The organism is Peptoniphilus rachelemmaiella (assembly GCF_943169845.1).
Classification (GTDB): domain Bacteria; phylum Bacillota; class Clostridia; order Tissierellales; family Peptoniphilaceae; genus Aedoeadaptatus; species Aedoeadaptatus rachelemmaiella.
This window is the reverse complement of sequence record NZ_CALPBW010000006.1, coordinates 71,652-91,162: the sequence shown is the minus strand read 5'-3', so window position 1 is coordinate 91,162 and position 19,511 is coordinate 71,652. Positions and strand designations below refer to the sequence as shown.

General features: G+C 51.9%; 20 protein-coding genes. 5 read left to right on the top strand and 15 right to left on the bottom strand.

Going from position 1 to position 19,511, the window contains the following annotated elements; all coding sequences use genetic code 11:
* Positions 1 to 60: 60 nt before the first annotated feature.
* Entirely contained in the window at positions 61 to 618 is a 558-nt protein-coding gene (locus tag KO087_RS03995) for a 5-formyltetrahydrofolate cyclo-ligase (RefSeq protein WP_215507960.1), read from the top strand.
* On the opposite strand, the gene larB is transcribed toward KO087_RS03995, so the two are convergent.
* The gene (larB, locus tag KO087_RS03990) at positions 603 to 1,274 is read right to left on the bottom strand and encodes a nickel pincer cofactor biosynthesis protein LarB (protein ID WP_215507951.1); all 672 of its coding nucleotides are present in this window, start codon (positions 1,272 to 1,274) and stop codon (positions 603 to 605) included. The two genes, KO087_RS03995 and larB, sit on opposite strands and share 16 nt — an antisense overlap.
* A gap of 103 nt (positions 1,275 to 1,377) precedes the next feature.
* On the opposite strand from larB, the gene KO087_RS03985 reads away from it, so the two are divergent.
* The 3 genes from KO087_RS03985 to KO087_RS03975 are packed head-to-tail and all read left to right on the top strand — an operon-like array spanning position 1,378 to position 4,969.
* The gene (locus tag KO087_RS03985) at positions 1,378 to 2,130 is read left to right on the top strand and encodes an ABC transporter ATP-binding protein (RefSeq protein ID WP_421949888.1); all 753 of its coding nucleotides are present in this window, start codon (positions 1,378 to 1,380) and stop codon (positions 2,128 to 2,130) included.
* Complete coding sequence (locus tag KO087_RS03980) at positions 2,127 to 3,677, top strand: COG1361 S-layer family protein (protein WP_215507949.1); 1,551 nt, start codon at positions 2,127 to 2,129, stop codon at positions 3,675 to 3,677. The genes KO087_RS03985 and KO087_RS03980 overlap by 4 nt, the downstream gene beginning before the upstream one ends.
* On the top strand, positions 3,677 to 4,969 hold the full coding sequence (locus tag KO087_RS03975) for an ABC transporter permease (protein WP_215507947.1): 1,293 nt from the start codon (positions 3,677 to 3,679) through the stop codon (positions 4,967 to 4,969). The genes KO087_RS03980 and KO087_RS03975 overlap by 1 nt, the downstream gene beginning before the upstream one ends.
* Before the next feature lie 100 nt (positions 4,970 to 5,069).
* Here the strand turns inward: KO087_RS03975 and KO087_RS03970 are convergent, their stop codons facing one another.
* From KO087_RS03970 to KO087_RS03920, 11 genes are all read right to left on the bottom strand, one after another.
* Positions 5,070 to 5,429, bottom strand: coding sequence for an FMN-binding protein (locus tag KO087_RS03970; RefSeq protein WP_215507945.1), 360 nt, complete (start codon positions 5,427 to 5,429; stop codon positions 5,070 to 5,072).
* Entirely contained in the window at positions 5,429 to 7,420 is a 1,992-nt protein-coding gene (gene tkt / locus KO087_RS03965) for a transketolase (RefSeq protein ID WP_215507943.1), read from the bottom strand. The genes KO087_RS03970 and tkt overlap by 1 nt, the downstream gene beginning before the upstream one ends.
* Entirely contained in the window at positions 7,410 to 8,225 is an 816-nt protein-coding gene (locus KO087_RS03960) for a WecB/TagA/CpsF family glycosyltransferase (protein WP_215507941.1), read from the bottom strand. The genes tkt and KO087_RS03960 overlap by 11 nt, the downstream gene beginning before the upstream one ends.
* Entirely contained in the window at positions 8,200 to 9,300 is a 1,101-nt protein-coding gene (csaB, locus tag KO087_RS03955) for a polysaccharide pyruvyl transferase CsaB (protein WP_215507940.1), read from the bottom strand. Before csaB ends, KO087_RS03960 begins: the two co-directional genes overlap by 26 nt.
* Positions 9,278 to 10,648: an O-antigen ligase family protein gene (locus KO087_RS03950; RefSeq protein ID WP_215507936.1), complete on the bottom strand. Its 1,371-nt coding sequence runs from the start codon at positions 10,646 to 10,648 to the stop codon at positions 9,278 to 9,280. Before KO087_RS03950 ends, csaB begins: the two co-directional genes overlap by 23 nt.
* The gene (locus tag KO087_RS03945; protein WP_215507934.1) at positions 10,633 to 11,193 is read right to left on the bottom strand and encodes a hypothetical protein; all 561 of its coding nucleotides are present in this window, start codon (positions 11,191 to 11,193) and stop codon (positions 10,633 to 10,635) included. The genes KO087_RS03950 and KO087_RS03945 overlap by 16 nt, the downstream gene beginning before the upstream one ends.
* A 3-nt stretch (positions 11,194 to 11,196) precedes the next feature.
* Positions 11,197 to 11,679 (bottom strand): DUF4330 domain-containing protein, encoded by a 483-nt coding sequence (locus KO087_RS03940; RefSeq protein ID WP_215507925.1) that lies wholly within the window; start codon positions 11,677 to 11,679, stop codon positions 11,197 to 11,199.
* Positions 11,669 to 12,796: a glycosyltransferase gene (locus KO087_RS03935; RefSeq protein ID WP_215507923.1), complete on the bottom strand. Its 1,128-nt coding sequence runs from the start codon at positions 12,794 to 12,796 to the stop codon at positions 11,669 to 11,671. The genes KO087_RS03940 and KO087_RS03935 overlap by 11 nt, the downstream gene beginning before the upstream one ends.
* Positions 12,797 to 12,807: 11 nt before the next feature.
* Positions 12,808 to 13,260 (bottom strand): hypothetical protein, encoded by a 453-nt coding sequence (locus KO087_RS03930; RefSeq protein WP_215507921.1) that lies wholly within the window; start codon positions 13,258 to 13,260, stop codon positions 12,808 to 12,810.
* Between the two features lie 109 nt (positions 13,261 to 13,369).
* A complete protein-coding gene (locus KO087_RS03925) occupies positions 13,370 to 13,711 on the bottom strand; it encodes a type II toxin-antitoxin system PemK/MazF family toxin (RefSeq protein WP_215507919.1) in 342 nt (113 codons plus the stop codon).
* Between the two features lie 14 nt (positions 13,712 to 13,725).
* On the bottom strand, positions 13,726 to 14,907 hold the full coding sequence (locus KO087_RS03920; RefSeq protein WP_215507917.1) for an NAD(P)H-hydrate dehydratase: 1,182 nt from the start codon (positions 14,905 to 14,907) through the stop codon (positions 13,726 to 13,728).
* Positions 14,908 to 15,121: 214 nt separating this feature from the next.
* Between KO087_RS03920 and tyrS the strand changes: the two genes are divergently transcribed.
* Positions 15,122 to 16,348, top strand: a complete 1,227-nt coding sequence (tyrS, locus tag KO087_RS03915; protein WP_215507915.1) for a tyrosine--tRNA ligase — start codon at positions 15,122 to 15,124, stop codon at positions 16,346 to 16,348.
* 57 nt (positions 16,349 to 16,405) lie between these two features.
* Here the strand turns inward: tyrS and KO087_RS03910 are convergent, their stop codons facing one another.
* The 3 genes from KO087_RS03910 to KO087_RS03900 all read right to left on the bottom strand — a co-directional run bounded on the left by KO087_RS03910 (position 16,406) and on the right by KO087_RS03900 (position 19,493).
* Positions 16,406 to 17,515 (bottom strand): PIN/TRAM domain-containing protein, encoded by a 1,110-nt coding sequence (locus tag KO087_RS03910; protein WP_215507913.1) that lies wholly within the window; start codon positions 17,513 to 17,515, stop codon positions 16,406 to 16,408.
* Between the two features lie 7 nt (positions 17,516 to 17,522).
* Positions 17,523 to 18,035, bottom strand: a complete 513-nt coding sequence (locus tag KO087_RS03905; RefSeq protein WP_215507912.1) for a CarD family transcriptional regulator — start codon at positions 18,033 to 18,035, stop codon at positions 17,523 to 17,525.
* A gap of 387 nt (positions 18,036 to 18,422) precedes the next feature.
* Positions 18,423 to 19,493: a SpoIIE family protein phosphatase gene (locus tag KO087_RS03900; protein WP_215507910.1), complete on the bottom strand. Its 1,071-nt coding sequence runs from the start codon at positions 19,491 to 19,493 to the stop codon at positions 18,423 to 18,425.
* Positions 19,494 to 19,511: the final 18 nt, after the last annotated feature.

Sequence of the window (19,511 nt, the reverse complement as noted above, 5' to 3'; positions counted from 1 at the left end):
ATTTATCTCATTTATTATAGTATAAGTTACAAAAATATGAAAGGCGGGAGGCCATTTGCCATGAAAAAGAAATGTTTACGTAACAATTACAGGAAAATTCGCGACGAAATTCCCGAATCGACGCGAAAAGAAAAGTCCCGGGCGATTTTTTCTCGCCTTAAGTCCCTGGATGAATACAAAAAGGCACGTCGATTTTTCATTTTCGTCTCCGTGGGAAGCGAAGTGGAAACCATTCGCTGGCTCGACGATTTACTGAAGGAAAAAGAGGTCTTGATTCCCGCCACGAAAAAAGGCGATCCGGAAATGAAAATGGCCCGCCTTTTGTCGAAAGACGAGCTCGTTGAAAATTATTGGGGCATTTTGGAACTTCCGGAGGAATTGGCTCGGGAACGGGAAGAAACGACCTGCGATTTAATCATTACACCGGGCCTCGCCTTCGACCATTCCGGCTATCGCATGGGCTACGGCGGCGGTTTTTACGACCGCTTCTTCTCGAGCCACGCGGGTTTTCGATTGGGCGTAGGCTTTCACGAACAACTGGTCGAGAACGTGCCCCGTGACGAATACGATCTGCCCGTTCACGCCTTTTTGTCCGAGGAGGATTACCTCGTCTTTTGATGAATGGCGTAGACGATTTCCGCCGCCATGTAAGCTGCGCCGTAACCGTTGTCGATGTTCACCACGGCCACGCCCTCGGCACAGGAATTGAGCATGCTTAACAGAGCCGCCACGCCGTTAAAGGACGCACCGTAGCCCACGGAGGTCGGCACGGCAATAACAGGCGATGTCACCAACCCCGCCACCACGGAGGGCAGGGCCCCGTCCATGCCGGCGCAGACGACGATGGCGTCGCTGCTACCGATGGCGTCGATCTTTTCGAAGAGGCGGTGGATTCCCGCCACGCCGACGTCGTAATAACGCTCCGCCTTTACGCCGAAATAAGCGAGGCTACGCACGCACTCTTCCGCCACTTTACTGTCGGCGGTCCCCGCCGTCACCACGGCTACAGAGCCTACGGGCTCTTTTTTTGTGCCCGCCACGGCGGTTTCAGAGAGGGGATCGTAATCCAGCTTCTCTTTTAAGTCGCCTAATTTTTCGTAGGCCGCCGGCGAAAGGCGGGTGACGAACACCTCGCTCTGTGCTTCTAAAAGCCCTTCGATGCAGGCCCTTAAATGCTCCGGCGCCTTGTTCTCGCCGTAGACCACTTCGTCGAAAAGCCGCCTTTCTTTTCGATTCCTATCCAAATTGTAAAACTGTTTTCCGTCTCTATTCATGGGCCGCTTCTTTCTATCTTTGACAAGTCTTAAAATAAGTCACTTCTTTGAAATGTACATCATTCTTTCACAAATGGTATAATGATAGGAAGGATGTGATGCTTTGGATCCATTGATTCGCATAAGGAATTTGTACCGAGTCTACCACATGGGCGAAGAAAAAGTCTATGCCCTTCGTGGCGTCAATTTAGATATTCAGAAAGAAGAAATTCTCTGCCTACTGGGAACCTCCGGCAGCGGGAAATCCACCCTTTTAAATATGATGGCCGGATTGGATCGACCCAGCAAGGGCGAAATTATTATAAACGGTAAAATCCACATGGAGAAACTTTCCGAGGAAAAGCTCACGAAGTTTCGCCAGTTAAACGTGGGCTTTGTCTTTCAATCCTATAATTTAATTTCCACCTTGACGGCCACGGAAAACGTGAGTTTGGGGCTTATTTTCAAGGGCGTGAAAAAACAGGAACGGGAAGCAAAGGCCCGCGCCATTTTAGAGCGGGTGGGCCTGGGCAATCGCCTGGACCACAAGCCCAGCGAAATGAGTGGCGGCCAACAACAGCGGGTGTCCATCGCCCGAGCTTTTGTGGACGCGCCGCCCATTCTCTTTGCCGACGAGCCCACGGGGAATTTGGACACGAACACCTCCGTGGAAATCATGGAAATGATGTGCGACCTCGCCAAAGAACATAAGCAAACCCTCATCATCGTCACCCACGATTTGGAAACCGCCGTTTACGCCAATCGCATCGTCGAGCTCAGGGACGGAAAAATTGTGCGTGACGAAACGCAACAGATTATCGAAAAAGCACGGGAGCTCGAACTTCTCCCCCAAAACAACAACGAGGAGACCCTATGAAAAAACAAGCATGGCTTTTAGCCGGTTGTCTGATACTTACAAGCGTCGCCCCCCAAGTGGCAACGGCTGCAAACAACGCCGATTCCATTCCCCCGGTAAAGGTGGAATCCACGAGCCACGCCCCCATATCCATTCTGGACTTCACCGACATAAGCTGGCCCCACGACGACGGCAGCGGCGCCGACATTCCCATTCGCTTTTCCATTAAAAATAACGGCAAGGGCGGGGCAAAAAACATACGCATTCAAGCGGAATCTCAGGATTTAAACGGCTTGGTGCCGAAATCGGTGACCACGGTCAATGCCAAATACTTCGCGCCGAATCAAAAAGAAAGCTACACCTTTACTTTTCAAATGACCCCCGGCGCTGAAAGCAAAAACTATCCCGTGAAGCTTTCTGTCGCCTATGTTGATGTAAACACCAACGAAGTCCACGAAAGCAAACAAATCGTCACCGTTCGCTCAAACTCCGCCTCGGCTCCCTCCCCGGCTTCCGCCTCTTCCGGCGATTTCTCCGGTGGATCCATGGGCGATTTCTCCGGCGCAGACATGGGCGCGCCCCTTCCCGTTACGGGCTCTGAAGGTGCTTCCTCAGGCGGCGGCCAGGCCCCTACGGGCAACAATACGCCGAAGCTTGTCATCGACCACTACTCCTACGATCCCGTGGACGTCAAAGCCGGGGTTCCCTTTACTTTGTACTTCAGAATTCTAAATACCAATAGCAAGAAAACCGTGCAAAATCTGCGAGTCGCCCTTTCCGCCGATGCAGCGGATGCCGTGGACGTGCCTACCTCTTCCGGCCAGAGCGCCCCAGGTGCCATGGAAGCCGCAGCTTCGGCTTCGGGCGGCGGTGGCGGCGGCAGTGCCTTTATCCCCATCGGCAGCAGCAACACTTTTTTCATCGACAAGATAAAGCCAAAGAAACACGCGGAAAAAGAAATTACTTTGACGACGGCACCGGACACAGCCCCCCGTACCTACACCATTACGGCGAATTTCGAATACGAAGACAGCGCAGGCAATTCCTACACTTCTTCGGAAATCATCGGCATCCCCGTGATCCAAAGTGCGGAAATCGAATTGGGGGATTTGAAGGTTGACAAAGAAGGCTTTGTCGGCGGCGAAATGCCTCTGTCCCTGGAATTTTTCAACACGGGCAAATCTGTGCTCTCCAATGTGATGGTGAAAATGCGGGGCAATTTCGATGCGGATACCAACACCTATTTCGCCGGCAATGTGGCGCCGGGCAGTGCCCAAACTTACGACGTGAACATTACGCCTCGGGCAAAGGGCGAGCAAAAGGGCGAAATCGTCATTACCTACGACGATGCCACGGGCAGAAAACAGGAATTGGTGAAGCCTTTTGTGGTTCAGGTGGAAGGCGATATGCCCGCCCCTGAAGATGAAGGCGAAGAAACGTCCCGCCCCGCATGGGCTGTTCCCTTAGGCGTCTCTCTTATCGCCGCCATTGTCGGCGCCATCGGCTTCTACGTCTATAAGAAGCGCAAAAACGGCGGCGACACGAACGACGAGGATTTGACGATCTGATGAGTTACCGCGACCTATTCGACATGGCGAAGAAGAATCTCCTCGCCAGAAAACTTCGCACGGGCCTCACCCTTCTCGGCGTGGTCATCGGCTGTGTCTCCATCATCATTATGCTCAGCTTCGGCTACGGCATGACGGAAAACAACAAGCGCATGATCGAAGACTTCGGCGATGTGAAAAACATCAATGTGACGCAGAAAGAAGAAGGCGGAAAGGGCAAGGCCCTCACGAGAAAAACTATTTCGGAATTAAAAGAGCTTCCTCACGTCGTGGACGTGACGCCGGTTTACAACACCAGCGTGAGCATGAAGCATAGAAAGTTTCAATCGGATTTCGTGGGCATTACGGCCATGGAAAAACATACCTATGATTCCCTTGGCTGGGAAATGGACAAGGGCAGTTTCTTCCACGGCGACGGCAAGGGCCAAATGCTCTTCGGCAGCAAGGTAGTGGATATGTTTTACGACCCCACGGGCTCCACGACCATGCCCGCCATGGACGAGGACAAGGATCCGCCGCCGCTTTTTAACGCCGCAGGCAAAGCCATGACGATTACCTCCTCCGACGTCTCCATGATGGGAGGCACCGGGACCGGCACCGGTCTATCGACGGAATTAAAAGTCACGGGGCTTATCGCCAAGACGAAAAAAATGGACTACGACAACAATGTCTTTATGACCGTGGACGGCTATATGGATTTAATGGACCGCTTAAAAATGGATCGGCCCAACACCCACAACTACGACCGCATTCAGGTGCGGGTGGATGACATGAAAAATGCCGAAGAGGTATCCGACGGCATTAAGGCCCTGGACTACGACGCCATGGGCATGCTGGAAATGATCAAGAGCATGAACAAGGCTATGACCATCGTCAACGCCATCTTCGCCGGCATCGGCTCCATCTCCTTTGTCGTCGCCGCCATCGGCATCGCCAACACCATGATTATGTCCATTTACGAGCGCACCCGAGAAATCGGCGTCATGAAGGTCATCGGCGCGTCGATTCAGGACATTCAGAAGCTCTTTCTCACCGAAGCCGCCCTTATCGGCTTTATCGGCGGCGTCATTGGTGTGGCGCTGAGTTTAATGATGAGCGCGGGCTTTAATCTCATCGGCAACCGCTTTGCCATGGCTCAGGGTGCGGAAGAGGCGGTAAAGATCTCCCACATTCCCCTGTGGCTCATCTTGGTGGCCCTCGTCTTTTCCACCTTGGTGGGCATCGCCGCCGGCTACTTCCCCGCCAAGCGCGCCATGAACCTCTCGGCTCTCGACGCCATTCGCAGCGAATAATGGTTTATAAATAAAAAATCGGAAATGCCTCACGCGGCCATTCCCGATTTTCAAAAATTTTTCTATTGAAAAGGACCCCTGTTTTTACAGAGGTCCTCTTTTATTTCCCGGCCTTGTGAAGCGCATCGATTACGGCGGCGCTTAATCCCGCCGAAGTTTCCGTGGCGCCGGCAATGCCATCGACGCTAGGGGTGTTTTTTCGCACCATGGCGCCGGGGAGTTTCTCCAGGGCGCTTTCCACCTGAGGTACTTGCTCCGTCGATTCTCCGTGGCTTTTTACGGCAATGTCTGCAATGCGGCCGTCGTCGATGACCACGCGAAGGACGATGGGCTCCTTTTCGTTATAGCCCTTTCCCCGCCCTTCGTAGGTGCCGTCTTTGTAGGTGCTTTTCTCAGTGCAGCCACCTAAAGACAAGGCGAGCACTAAGAGCAACGCCGCTGTTTTTCTTCGAGACGTCATTACTTGCGGCTCGATAAATAGGCCTTGGCTTGTTCCGTTACGGCTTCTGCGGTGAGGCCGAAGCGTTTAAATACTTCCGAAGCCTTGCCCGATGCGCCGAAGGAATGCATGCCGATGGCCAAGCCGTCCAGGCCCACGTACTTGTACCAACCCATGGTGGTGGCCGCTTCGACAGAAATTCGGTTGCGCATGGTCGAGGGAAGCACGGCTTCTTTGTATTCCTCCGATTGTTCGTCGAAGAGTTCTTGAGAGGGCATACTTACCACGCGGACGCCGTGGCCGTCTTTTTCAAGGGCTTCGGCGCTTTCGATGGCCAGGTGCACTTCACTGCCCGTGGCGATAAAGATGAGATCCAGTGCATTGGCTTCTTTTTTCACCACATAGCCGCCTTTTAATGCGTCCTTGGAAGAGCCTTCAAGCTCCGGCAGGGTTTGACGGGTGTAGATCATGCTCACAGGTGTGGACTCGCTGTGCATGGCCACGTACCAAGCGGCGGCCACTTCCGTGGAATCCGCCGGGCGGAAGGTAATCATATTGGGAATGGAGCGAAGCATAGCCAAGTGCTCAATGGGTTGGTGGGTCGGGCCGTCTTCGCCGACGCCGATGCTGTCGTGGGTGAAGATGTAGGCCGTGGGAATGCCCATGAGGGCGGCGAGACGAAGCTGGGGCTTCAGGTAGTCGCTGAAGACCAGGAAGGTGGCACCGTAGGAGCGGAAGCCGCCGTGGAGATAGATGCCGTTCACGATGGCGCCCATGGCGTGCTCCCTGACGCCGAAGTTAATGTTTCCGCCTAAGCGGTTGTCCACGCTGTATTGACCCTCGCCTTTCATATCGCTCTTGTTGGAGGGGCCCAAGTCGGCACTTCCGCCAAAAAGATTGTCCATGCCGGCGGCGACGCGCTGCAGCATTTCGTGGGAGCTGGCCCGGGTGGCCATGTCTTTTTCAACAGGCGCCCAGTAAGCGTCTTCGTCCATAAAGGAGAGGTCTTGCTTTTTCGTATCGTAGCTTGCCAGAAAGGCGTCGTATTTTTGCGGGAAGGCTTCTTTGTATTTTTCTTCCAATGCCTTCCATTCGTCGTAGACCTTGCGCTTTTCTTCCAGCTTTTCGTCGACTAAGGCCTTCACTTCGTCGGCCACTTCAAAAGGCGCCACGTCGTAGCCTAATTTGTCGCGGGTGGCTTGATTCTTTTCTTCGCCAAGGGGCGAGCCGTGGACGCCGGCGGAGCCTTCCAAAGGCGAACCGTAGCCGATGGCGGTTTTAATTTCGATTAATGTGGGCTTGACCTTTTCCTGTTTCGCCGATTCCACGGCCCGGGAAATGGCATCAATGTCCGTGCCGTCTTCCACGGTGAGCACTTGCCAGCCCAGGGCGCGGTAGCGGGCGGCGATGTCTTCTTTAAAGGATAGTTCCGTATTGCCTTCGATGGTGATGTTATTGGAATCGTAGAGGACGATGAGTTTGCCCAGTTCCAAGGTACCGGCGATGGAGGAGGCTTCGTTGCTCACGCCTTCCATTAAGTCGCCGTCGCCGCAGAGGACGTAAGTATAGTGGTCGATAAAGTCGTAGCCCGGTTCATTGTAGATGGCGGCAAGGCGGGTTTCCGCCATGGCAAAGCCGACGGCGGTGGAGATCCCTGCGCCTAAGGGGCCGGTGGTGGTTTCCACGCCGGCGGTGTGGCCGTATTCCGGGTGGCCGGGGGTCTTCGAATCCAGTTGACGGAAGTTCTTTAAATCTTCCGCTTTAAGGCCCAAGCCGAAGAGGTGGAACAAAGAATACAAGAGGGCGCTTCCGTGGCCGGCGCTTAAAATAAAACGGTCGCGATTGGGCCACAAATGGTCCTTAGGATCGAAATTTAATGTATTGGCCCACAGTGCCCACGCCATGGGCGCCGCGCCTAAGGGCAGGCCCGGGTGACCGGAGTTGGCTGCATCAATTTGGTCGATGGATAGTGCCCGCAAGGTGTTGACCGCGAACTGTTCGTTATGATTCATGAGATCCTCCTCTGTTTTCTTTCACGACGGAGACCGCCTTTTTGTTTGTTGCGATGGTCCATAAGAATTTCGGAATGGCCATTTGCCGCCCGATTCTCGACGGGTTTTTTAACAGGCGATAAAACCATTCCAGGTGGAGTCGGATGAAAACCTCCGGCGCCCGCTTGGCTTTTCCCGCCAACACGTCTAAGACGCCGCCGTTTCCAATGGCCACGACGATGTGCTCGAGCTTGTCTTTGTTGTTTAAAATAAACTGTTCCTGCTTCGGAAAGCCCAATCCCACAAAGAGAATCGACGCGCCGCTTTCGTTGATGGCGCGGATCACCGCCGCCTCTTCCTCGGAATTTTCATAGCCGCGGTGGGCACCTTTAAAATACCCGTGGTGCTCTCCTGCTACAATGGGCCCGTACTTCTCTTCTACCCTTTTTTTCGCTTCCGCCGCCACATGGGGCTCGCCGCCTAAAAAGAAAACCTGCTTGTTCTTTTCTTTGGCCAATTCCAGAAGATAGACGGACAAATCGTAGCCGGTAACCCGCTCTTCCAAGGGATGGCCCCCCATTTTCGAACCGATGACCAAACCGATGCCATCGGGCACCACGAGATCGGCCGCGTTCATCACCGCCGCTTGTTCGGCGTCGTCTTTCAGCGCCATGACAATTTCCGTATTGGGCGTGAAGATTCGATGGAAGCCGCCTTCATCTAAAAAATCGGAAAGAATTCTGCGGCTCTCTTCCTCGCTCACGGGATCCACCACGGTATTAAAGATTTTGATCTTGTCCTTAGGATTGTAAAAGGTCGAAGACATGTTTCACATTCCTCCTGCTTTTTTCCAAGAGCACCCGGTGCTGGGCCTCGAGGCGCGCCCGCTCCGCATCCCGCTTGCCGTACATAGCCACCACGGCATTTAAGAGCTTTTTCTCGTCCATGCCTTCGGCTTGTATGTCCGCGTCGATGGACAGGGCTTCCAATTGGGCCTTGACCTTCGGGTCGTAGACCACGCCCACCGCCGGCGTTTTCGATGTAACGGCGTAGATCAAGGCGTGGAGGCGCATGCCGATTAAAAGATCGCACAGGCCGATGATCCCTTCCATCTCTTCCACGCCGTAATTGCCGCTTAAGACGTAGCAATGATCCTTGTGTACCATTTTCGCCTTGATGCTCTCGGCGAAATGCTTGTCTTCCGGATAATGCAGGGGCGTAAATAAAATTTCAAGGCCTAATTCTTCGTGGGCCCGATCGGCGACGTAGGCGATTTTCGTCGCCAACGCAGGGGCTTTTTTCCACTGGCGCACGGCGATGGCGAGGAAGCGTTGATCTGCATCAATGCGTTCTTGCCGCAAAATAGCTTTCGCCGCCTCCGGGCTGATGCCTTCGATGCCGTACACGGGATCGGCGGTGACTTCCACCGGCGGCACGTTTACGCCAATGTCTTGAAGGACCTTGGCGCTGTCCGCATCCCTCAGGGTAATGTAGTCCACCTTGTTTAGAATGCGCGCCGTCAGTTTTCGGTTCAGGGCCTTGTGAATGGGGCCGACGCCGTTGGCATAGACGTAGATCTTTTTTCCCAAACGCTTCGCCAGGGCCATAACCCCCAAGTAGTAATACAAGCTCCTGGAGGAGGTCTCGTCTTGGAGGAGCGAGCCGCCGCCGCTAATTAAGAGATCCGTTCCCATGAGGGCCTTCTTCACGGATTTGTAGTGAAAGCGCTGGGTGGCATTGACGCCGTATAGCCTACGGGTTCGCGGTGGATCGTAGGAGAGGACATTTAATTGTACGGTGGGATCACAGGCCCTGATGTCCGCTACGATGGCGTGTAAAATCGCGTCATCGCCGCTGTTGTCGAAGCCGTAATAGCCACTAAATAAAACTTTCTTTCCCATAAGAATCCATCCTTTTCTCCGCAAGGGGGTTTGCGAGGTCTTTTTTGCAAATACGTACCAGTGCAAAGGTCAAAGCCAAGAGCAGCCAGAAGGTGGTCGTGATCTTGGTCATGTAAAAAATGTTTTCGAACATACCGTGACAGAGCATGCCTGCAAATGATGAAGCCAATGCTGCGCCCATAATTTTCAAATAACAGTTTTCACTCTTTAAGGGGTAGCGCGCCAAATTAACGAAGATGCTGACCATAAAAATCAGAAAGAGCACGAAGCCGATAATGCCCATTTCCGCAAAGATCTGCAGGAAAGCATTGTGGGCGTGAAAAATACCCATGCCTCGCAAATACTGCTCGAAAACCATTTTAAAGGGCCGGTACCCAAGGCCAAGTCCTACGAGAAGATGGTTGTGGATGATGGTTTCCGTCGTCTCCCAAATTTTAAACCGGTAAGAAGTGGACGAGTCGGCGAAATCGAAAATCGTCATAAAGCGATTGACGATGCTTGTGGGCACCACATACACGGTGGCTCCCATCAAGGGAATAGCCAAAAGCAAGAGTTCTTTTCGCACGAGACAGATAAAGACAAAGGCCGCTACGCCAATACCCAGCCAACCACCCCGTGACATAGTCATAATAAGTGATGCCATTTGTAAAACAAACATGGCTAAAAACAACAGACGCACGCCGTCTCGCTTCGTGGACCAAAAGATGCCCACAGTGAGGGGGATGGCCATAACCAAATACTCGGCGAAAATATTCGGATTGCCGAAAAGTGAATAGGCTCTGGCACGAATGGGGCTGTTAGAGTATATATCCACCCAGCCATCCTTCACGTCCACCCCGCCGAAGTATTGGTAAACGCCGTAAAGAGCGAGAATGGTAGCGGCGACACTGACGGCGACGATCATGCCGTGAAACTGTTCTTCTGTCTTGATTTCGTTAATCATAAAGATCAAATACATGAAGCCGCCGGTGTGGATGACCAAATCCCGGACCGAACCCATGGGATAGATCGAGGTGGCCGTTTGGATCACCATTAAGAGAAAATAGATATAGGGTACGATTTCGTGGCCGGCCACGACGAGGGGATCGTCTTTTTTTAAAAATTTTCTAATGATAAACAATCCGAAGGTTCCGTACAAAAGCGCGAGAACCAGCACATCGGGCAAGAAAATGTAGCCGAAGGTGGTGGCGATGAGGCTGATCATGGGATTTTCGAAAAAGACCATGACCCCGATGAGTCCTAAAAACAGCAGGATGACGAAGGGAATCTTAATCGCTAGACCCACACCGCCAATGACAAAGCCCAGGGCAAATAAAAGGAGGGGATTGATTTTTACGCGCGTTTCCATGACTCGGCCTCCTTATCGTGTAGAAGCAGGCGCCACAGGCATTTCACCGCGGACACGACGAGGGAACTGTCGAGCTTCTCCTGCGTATCGGTTCCCAGGAAGTTGGCGAAAAGGCCGCCGAAAAGAAAGACCAAGCCGAAGATGCCGTAAAGGCTGCGATGAAACAGGCCTAAAATAATGACGCTCAAGCCGAATCCCATAGATGCCATGCCCGTTACTTTCAGGGCGGAATCCAAGGATGCATAGCTGTCCACAATGTCGAAACCCACGGAGCCTTCTACGGCTCCCGCAATTCTTAGGCGCACCCAATGACAAACGGTGTTAATCAACCGATAGAAAAAACGAAGGATGCGAAAAACCAGGCTTTGAGTGAAGACGCCCTCCGCCCCGTCGAGCGCTCTATGGACCTTCGATGCCTTCCACTGTCTGCTCACAGCGCCGCCGACGGCAGCGAAAAAGCCGTGGAGCAAACTTTGTTTATACCAATTCTCCAATGCCCTTATGATGAAAAGTAAAATTTGAATCAGTACACTGGATTGAATCATAAATTACTCTCCGTCTTTTTTAATGCCGACGCAAATGCCCGTAAACGCGGAGGTTTTTGTCTTGACGCGGTAATCGTTGCCGACGCGAATCTCTTCGCTGCCCACCGCGTAGGACTTGTCCGAATCCTTAATGTCCACTTCCACATCCAAGTAAATGGAGTACTTATCCGGCACCGGCGCCTTGACCCATTGGCCCTCGTATTCCACCGCGTCTTTATACGGCTTTACCGTCTTGCGTAGGATTTTACCCAGGTAAGTTCCCTTGTCGGAGCTGTAGATATCTTGTCCTTCGGTAATATTCTCCGCCGTTGGCATACGCACATTGTCCACGAGAAAAGTCATCGTTCCTTTCGACGTGCTTTCCACGGAAATGGGGGATTCCTTAAAACGGGATGCACCACCCACGACGGCGACGATAAGGATGAGTAAGAAGAGGCAGTCAATAATATTGATTTTGCCGAAGAGTTTTCCTTTTTTATCGATCATGTTGGCTCCTTTGAAGAATTTTCTGATAGATTTCTGCATGGCTTTCGGCCATGGCTTCCTGACTGAAGTGTTCGTTTACGTATTCATAAAGGCCTTCGCCCCGCGCCTTCATTTCATCGGGATGATTCAGGGCATAAAGCATTTTCCGACTCATGGCTTCGGCATCTTTCGGTTGAAAGACCATGCCATAGTCCCCCGCCATTTCTCCGATGCCGCCGACGTCCGTGGCAATAAAGGGAATTTTCGCCTTAGCCCCTTCGAGAAGGGCGTAGGGGAAGCTTTCCGATACGGAGGTGAGGAGATTCACATCCCCTGCCCCGTAAAGGCTAAAGGGATCGGAGACCTGGCCCAAGAATGAAACCAAATCTTCCAGACCCTCATCTTTCACATAGGCCATGAGCTTTTCCCGCTCCGGCCCTTGCCCGGCGATGAGTACGTGTGTGCCTGTGAAGGCTTCCTTGTTTAAGGCCACCGCGCGCAAAAGGGTCATGTGGTCTTTGACCAAATCCAGGCGGGCGGCAATGACAAAGAGCATGCGATGGGCGTATTTTTTTAATCCGTAGCGATCCAAAAAACGGTCTTTATCTACGGCGAGCTCCGTCTTTTTCATGTCGATGCCGTTGTAGGTGACGAAAATGGCATCTTCCGGAAAACCACGACTTACCAGCATGGTCTTGAAGCGTTCCGTAATGGCGATGTAGTTGTCAAATCGCTTTAAGGCGTATTTGTTTAAAGGCGTAAAGACCTTGTCCTTAATAAAATTATCTTTGAAGTCCAGTAGGTAATCGCTGTGCAAGGTGGTGACCATGGGCACATCCACGCGCTTTCGCAGGTACAGGGCGTTAAAATTAGCCCGCGCGCCGTGGCAGTGGATTAAGTCGAATCCTTCGTCCTCGATCATGCGGGCCACTTCTTTTAATGCCCCCATGTCGAAGCGATTTTTCTGCTCTACGAGGCGGGCATCGATGCCCAATTCCAAGGCGCCGTCGAGAAAAGGACCGGGACAGAAACACACCATGCTTACTTTGCCATAGCCTTCCAAGCCCTTCAGCAAAGTATAGATGTGGGTCTTCGCCCCGCCGGTGTCGCCGCCGCTGATAAGATGAAGAACTTTCATCGTCATCCCCGTTAAAGTCCTCGTACCACGCGGTAATTGCCCCGCGCGAGTACAATGGCGTCGGTGGCGGCCACAAGGCCACGGCCGTCACTTCTCGGTGCAATGAGCATATGGTTTAAGGGCGCTTTCTCCCCTTGTTTTAAATCCACGCCGACGGTAATGTCGCTGAGGCCGCCTAATTCTTGGGCGATGGTGTCCACCCGCCCGCTTCTCGGGATCATCTCCGCCCCTTGGGCCGCGATAATTTTATCGCCCGCCTTCAGCTCCACCACTTCCATGGTACCGGAAGTTGCAACGGACGCCGGTTGTTGGTTTTGTTTTTTTTCAATGGCTTCAAGCCTTTGGTTTAAATAACTCAAGGAAACCAAAGGATCGTCGTCTTTGGCAAAAGCGGGAATGGCCGCGCCCATAAACATCAATCCGAGGGCACAGGCCGCGCTTATTTTTTTCCAATTGCGTTTCACAATCTCATCCTTTCTGTGTCTTAATTCATCTTATCTATTATACAACAATCCAAGGCTTAGACCAATGAAAACGACAAAAGCGCGGGGCTTGCCCGCGCTCGTCTATGTATTACAGACCGATGCTGATTTTTAATGCTTCGTCGACGTCGTCCATAATTTTTGTGCCGAACTTGCCGATTTTTTCCCGCAACCGCTTTTTATCGATGGTACGCACCTGTTCCAAAAGAATCACGGAGTTTTTCGGCAAATCATTGTTCGCCGCCTTCACCTTGACGTGAGTCGGCAGTTTTGTCTTGTTCATTTGCGATGTAATCGCCGCAACAATCGTCGTAGGCGAATACTTGTTGCCCACATCATTTTGAATGATGACCACGGGCCTTACGCCGCCTTGTTCCGAACCGATAACCGGGCTCAGATCGGCATAAAACACATCGCCTCTCTTAATAACCATAGATCACAACCTTTCTATTTCTGACAGATCTCTCTCGCGGCCTCGAGGCGGAGGAAGGCTTCAGGCAAATACTCGATAAGATCCGAAGCGATCATTCCCCGCTTGCTTTTATGTAAAGCGGCGAGATCTCCTGCCAGTCCGTGTATGTATACCCCCAGGCGGGCCGCTTGAAAACAATCCATGCCCTGGGCCAAAAACGATGCGATAACGCCGGTTAAAACATCGCCGGAGCCCGCCGTCGCCATGCCGGCATTGCCCGTTTCGTTGACTACGCGGTCGTCTTTCGAAGCCACGATGGTGTCGTGTCCCTTCAATACCACCACGCCGCCGTAGCGACGAAGGCAAGCATCCACAGCTTCGTCTCGGTGGGCGTTCACCCAGGCCACATCGCGATCAATGAGGCGGGCCATTTCCCCGGCGTGGGGCGTGAAAATTTTCGGTCCCGCCGATGGCACCTTCGCTTCCGCCAAATGGTAGAGCCCGTCGGCGTCGACGGCCATGGGAAGGGCGAGGCCGTATACTTTCAAAAACACATCCCGCGCCCTGTCGTCGCGGCCCATGCCAGGACCGAGCCCCAAGGCGTCCACGTCCTTTAAATCCTCCGCCGCACTTTGTTTTTTTACGATGACTTCGCGCATACGCAAAGAAAAGTCGCGGAAACTATCGTCGGGAACGTAGGCGTAACTCAGGCCGCAACCGGCCCTTAATGCCGCCGAGGCGGCGAGGTCTACGGAGCCGAACATCCCGGCGCATCCGCCGACGACGGCCGCCTTTCCCCGAGCGCCTTTGTGGTCACTCAGATTCACGACGGGGAGCATTTTCGCCGCCTCCTTCGACACCGAAGGCCCCTCGCCTGTCCTAAGCCGCGCCACGGCGACGGCGTAGTCTTTTTCGTGAGAGATGGATAAATCAAAGAAATGCTGCTCAAAGCGTCCGTAGGGTGCGCCGCTTTCGTCGTAGAAAACAAGCAGGTTTTTAAAGCCCGCCTTAAACAGACCCGCGCCCAATGCCTTGGCCATGGCCTCTTTTGCGGCAAAGTGTGCGGCCACGGTATTGGGGTGCAGGCGCAGATTTGCCCGTTCCTCAGGCGAAAACACTTTTTGCAGAAAAGCCTCGCCTCGCCTGTTCAGTATTTCTTTTATTCGCGGTATGTAAACCAGATCCACGCCAATCATATGCCACCTCTTTTTCATCATAACACAATTTTCAGAAAAAAACGCTTTTTTGCTTGACAAAGTTTTTGTCCCTCCATATAATGGATATCAAATTCATAGATACGATGATGGCGTCCCCAAAATTACAGCGCCGGAGTATGATAATTTGCTTGAGGCTTTTTGCGAAGAAAGGTGGTACCGCGTTGGAAGACGCCCTTTCGCAGGAGCTTTTTTTGTGCTTAAAAAAGGAGGCATTATGACTGAAAACGTATTTGATCTACTTGAAAGAAGAGGTTACATCGACCAAGTAACTTTCCCCGAAGAATTGCGTGAACGCTTGGCAGAAGGACCGATTACTTTTTATATCGGCTTTGACGCAACGGCGGATTCCCTTACTTTAGGCCACTATCTTCAAGTAAAAGTTCTTCAACATTTCCAACGGGCCGGTCACGTGCCCATTACCCTTTTCGGTGGCGGCACCACCTTAATCGGCGACCCCTCCGGACGCAGCGACATGCGCAAAATGCTGACCCGCGAAGACATCGACCACAACATCGAATGCTTCAAACGGCAATTATCTCATTTTATCGATTATTCCGACGGCAAGGCCATCGTCGCCAACAATGCGGATTGGCTCTTGGATCTGGGCTACCTGGAATTCATGCGCAACATCGGCGTGCATTTCTCCGTAAACCATATGCTGAAGCTGGACGCTTATGCCAATCGTTTGGAACAAGGGCTGACTTTCTTCGAAATGGGCTACATGCTCATGCAGTCCTACGACTTCCTGCTCCTCTACAGAAAATACAATTGCCAATTGCAATTAGGCGGCTCCGACCAATGGAGCAATATGCTCGGCGGCTACGACTTGGTTCGGAAGCTCGACGACGGCAAGGTCTACTCCATGACCTTCAAGCTGCTCTCCACCGCCGACGGCCAAAAGATGGGCAAATCCATGAAGGGCGCCATTTTCTTGGATCCCAACAAGACGCCGCCCCACGAAATGTTCCAATACCTGCGTAATTGCGACGACCGCGATGTCATTAAGTTCCTGAAACTCTTAACCGACGTCAGCGACGAAGAAATCGGCGATTACGAAAAACTGGAAGGCCAAGAACTGAATGCAGCCAAGGAACGTTTGGCTTGGGAAATCACCAATGAAGTTCACGGCAAGGAAGAAGCGGACAAGGCTCTGGAAGCTTCCCGCGTTCTCTTCGGCGGCAGCGGCGATACGGAACACATGCCCACCACGGAGCTTGCAGAAGAAGATGTGAAAGACGGCATCACCATTGTGGAACTGATGCAAAAAGGCGATCTCATCGCCTCCACCAGTGAAGGACGCCGACTCATTCAACAAGGCGGCGTGTCCGTCGACGACGAAAAAGTCGCTTCCCACGATGCCATCATCACTTTAGATGCCCTTAAAAAAGGTGTCCACGTCCGCAAAGGCAAGAAGGTTCACCACCTGTTCAAATTAAAATAAGCCCATACAATGAAAAGCGACCCGAGGAACGTGGATCCCCACGAACCGGGTCGCTTTTTAATCCAATGGTTTGGCGAAAATCATTTTTCCCGCCGAGGTTTGAAGCATACTGGTCACTTTGCAGTCCACATTGTGGCCGATGTAGTCGATGCCGTTTTCCACGACGATCATGGTGCCGTCGTCTAAATAGCCCAGGCCCTGTTTGTCCTGACTGCCGGGCTTGACGACGAAGACATTGATCTTCTCGCCGGCGACGAAGACGGGCTTCATGGCATTGGCCAAGGCATTGATGTTCAACACCCGTATGCCCTGCACGTCCGCCACCTTGTTTAAATTATAGTCGTTGGTCACCACCACGCCCTTCACTTCTTTGGCCAAGCGCAGAAGCATGGTGTCCACTTCGGTTATATCGCCGTAGCTTTTTTCCAGAATTTTAATTTTATAGCGACTGTCTTCTTGGAGCTTTTTCAAAGCATCCAAGCCCTTTCGGCCCTTCGCCCGACTCATGCCGTTTGAAGAATCGGCGATGCCCTGAAGCTCCCGCAAAACGAAGTTCGGCACGACGATGGGCCCTTCAATGAAGCCCAGCTCGATTATATCGACGATGCGCCCGTCGATAATCACCGAGGTGTCCAAAAGCTTCGGTACGCCCTGTTTTTTATCGACGTTTTTCAATTTCACGGCGCCGCTTCCCTGGAGAAAAAGATTCCGAATGGATGTGGCGATTTCTTCCCTTTTAAAGAGCATAATCCGTATGCCCAGCACCCCTAGTACGACATAGATAATCAGAGATAAAAAGCTGCTGATGTAATCGATGTTCAGTCGGTAGATGGGCAGGGAGACGAGAAAGGCAATGATGATTCCGATAATCAGACCGAAGATGCCCCAAAAAATATCCGATGCAGGCACGTCTTTCATTTCTGATTCGACAAAACCTACAAACCGCCAAAGCGCCCCGTAAGCGTATTTCCCGAGAATAAAAAATAAAATGGCAAATAAAATAAAAATAACCACGGGAATCGCTGCAGGGGGAATCAGACGGCCCAGTATTTTCATGGCATTCAAATCGCGCAACAGTCTTAAGACCAGGCGTGCGACGGCCAATCCCAAAAGGGTAAAGAGCAGTCGGAACGCCCAGTGGAAGATGCGATTGGATCGAATTCCCATGGGCACCCTACTTTCTTTCTTCAATGTCCTTCAAACATCCGTCCGCCATGGTTTGATCCACCAGCTCCACCACTTCGTCGAAAGACTTGTCGTAAACGAGGACCATTTCGGACAATATAATTTGCCGGGCCGTGTTAAGAATTTTACGTTCCCCCGTAGAGAGGGCTTTTTCTCTGTCTAAGCTTTCCAGATTTTTAATGACCTTGGCAATTTCTTCCAGGTCGCCGGTTTTAATCTTGTCTTGATGGAAGCGATAGCGCCGATTCCAGTTGGTCGGCATTTTTTCCTTCCCGGGATCCTTCAATACCTCCAAGACTTTGTCCATTTCTTCCGGTGTTTTTATATCGCGAATCCCTACATCGCCCATGCTGCCCAGGGGGACCAACACTTTCATTTCGTTTACGGGAATTTTCATGACGTAGTATTCTTTTTTCTCTCCCAAAATGACTTTGGTCTCGATATCGACGATGATGCCGGCACCGTGTACGGGATAGACGATCTTATCACCTATTTTAAACATAGCTTCCTCCTCTCCTGCCTATATTCTATTTAATTATACCATAATCAGAAAAATTTAACATACTATCACATACGGGATAGGGTTTCAAGTGATTTTGTAAAAAGTTTCTCTTCGAGGGACGGGTTTTTCCGCAAAATGCCTTCTCCTTTTATTTATCCCTTCCTGATTTTTCCGCGGTTCGCCATTCAGGCAAGCTTGCCTTTCACAGGCTCCCGCCAATACAATAAAACAAATAAAAAACGGCACAAAGATCCATGCCTTTATGCCGTTGGCGTGTAAGGACTTAAACGAAGCCCTTTTCTTCAATTATAGACATTTCCACGGTCTTTACGGGTTCTTACACCAACTCACGGAGAGGTTCAAGGGATTTTGAATCCACCGCCTCGCCTAAATCATCTTCACATAAAGGCAGGTCATGTCGTCTACGATGTCTTCGTAAATAAAATCGCTAAGTGCCTGTTGAATTTCCGCCAGGGGATCGTCGCCGATTCGGCTGAACAGATCCCGCAAGGCATCTACGCCGTACTGCTTTCTGCCCCGACTGCGGCATTCCGTAATCCCGTCGGTGTAAAATAATAATTCGTCGCCTTTTTGCAAATAGGCGCTGCGGCACTCATAAAACGTCGCCTCCACCAATTGCGTCACGGGAAAGCCCGCGTTCATCAAGAGCCGCACGTGGCCGTTTCGCTTTAACAGGGGCGGGCAATCGTGGCCGGCATTGGCATAGGTGAATTTCCTGTTCTTTTTCGAATACACGCCGAGGAACATGGTGAAGTACATGGTGTCCGGCGGATTCAGCTCCCGGAAGCGATGCACCAGCTCCATCATGGCCACGGTGGGATCCACCAAAATCTCCGGATCCATGTTTCGCATCGTTTGGGAAATAAATAAAGTCGCCATGGAGGAAGCGAAGCCGTGGCCCACGGCATCGGCCATGTAAATGGCTGTGTGGTCTTCGTCGATTTCAATAATGTCGAAGAAGTCGCCGCTTAAAATTTCCGCCGGTCGATAGAAATAGTCTGTATAAAAAAACCGATCGTAACCCCGCTGGGGCAAAAGGGCCCGCTGAATGGAGGCGGCACTCATTTGCTCCTCGATTAGGGCGCGATTCTTTTCGATCAACTCCACCTGAAGCCGCTTTTCCACGCTCTTGTCGCGAAACACTTCGATGGCGCCGATAATATCTCCGGCTTCCGATCGAATGGGATTGGTTTTTACGGAATAGTAGGTTTCGCCGATGTAGGTCTCCCGCTGAATGTTTTCGCCACTTCCAAGGGCGCGGGCCGTCATGCGGTCATCGTCGTGCTTTCCGTCTCTTTCGTTTTTCTCCAATACTTTTTCCATGGCATGATTATAGTAGACTACGCGATTGTCCTTGTCCACGACGCGAATTAAATCGGTCATGGTGTCCAAAAGCTTGGTCTCGATTATGTTGCTTGGAATCTCGCTCTTTCTCATGCCTGCCTCTTTCCCCTG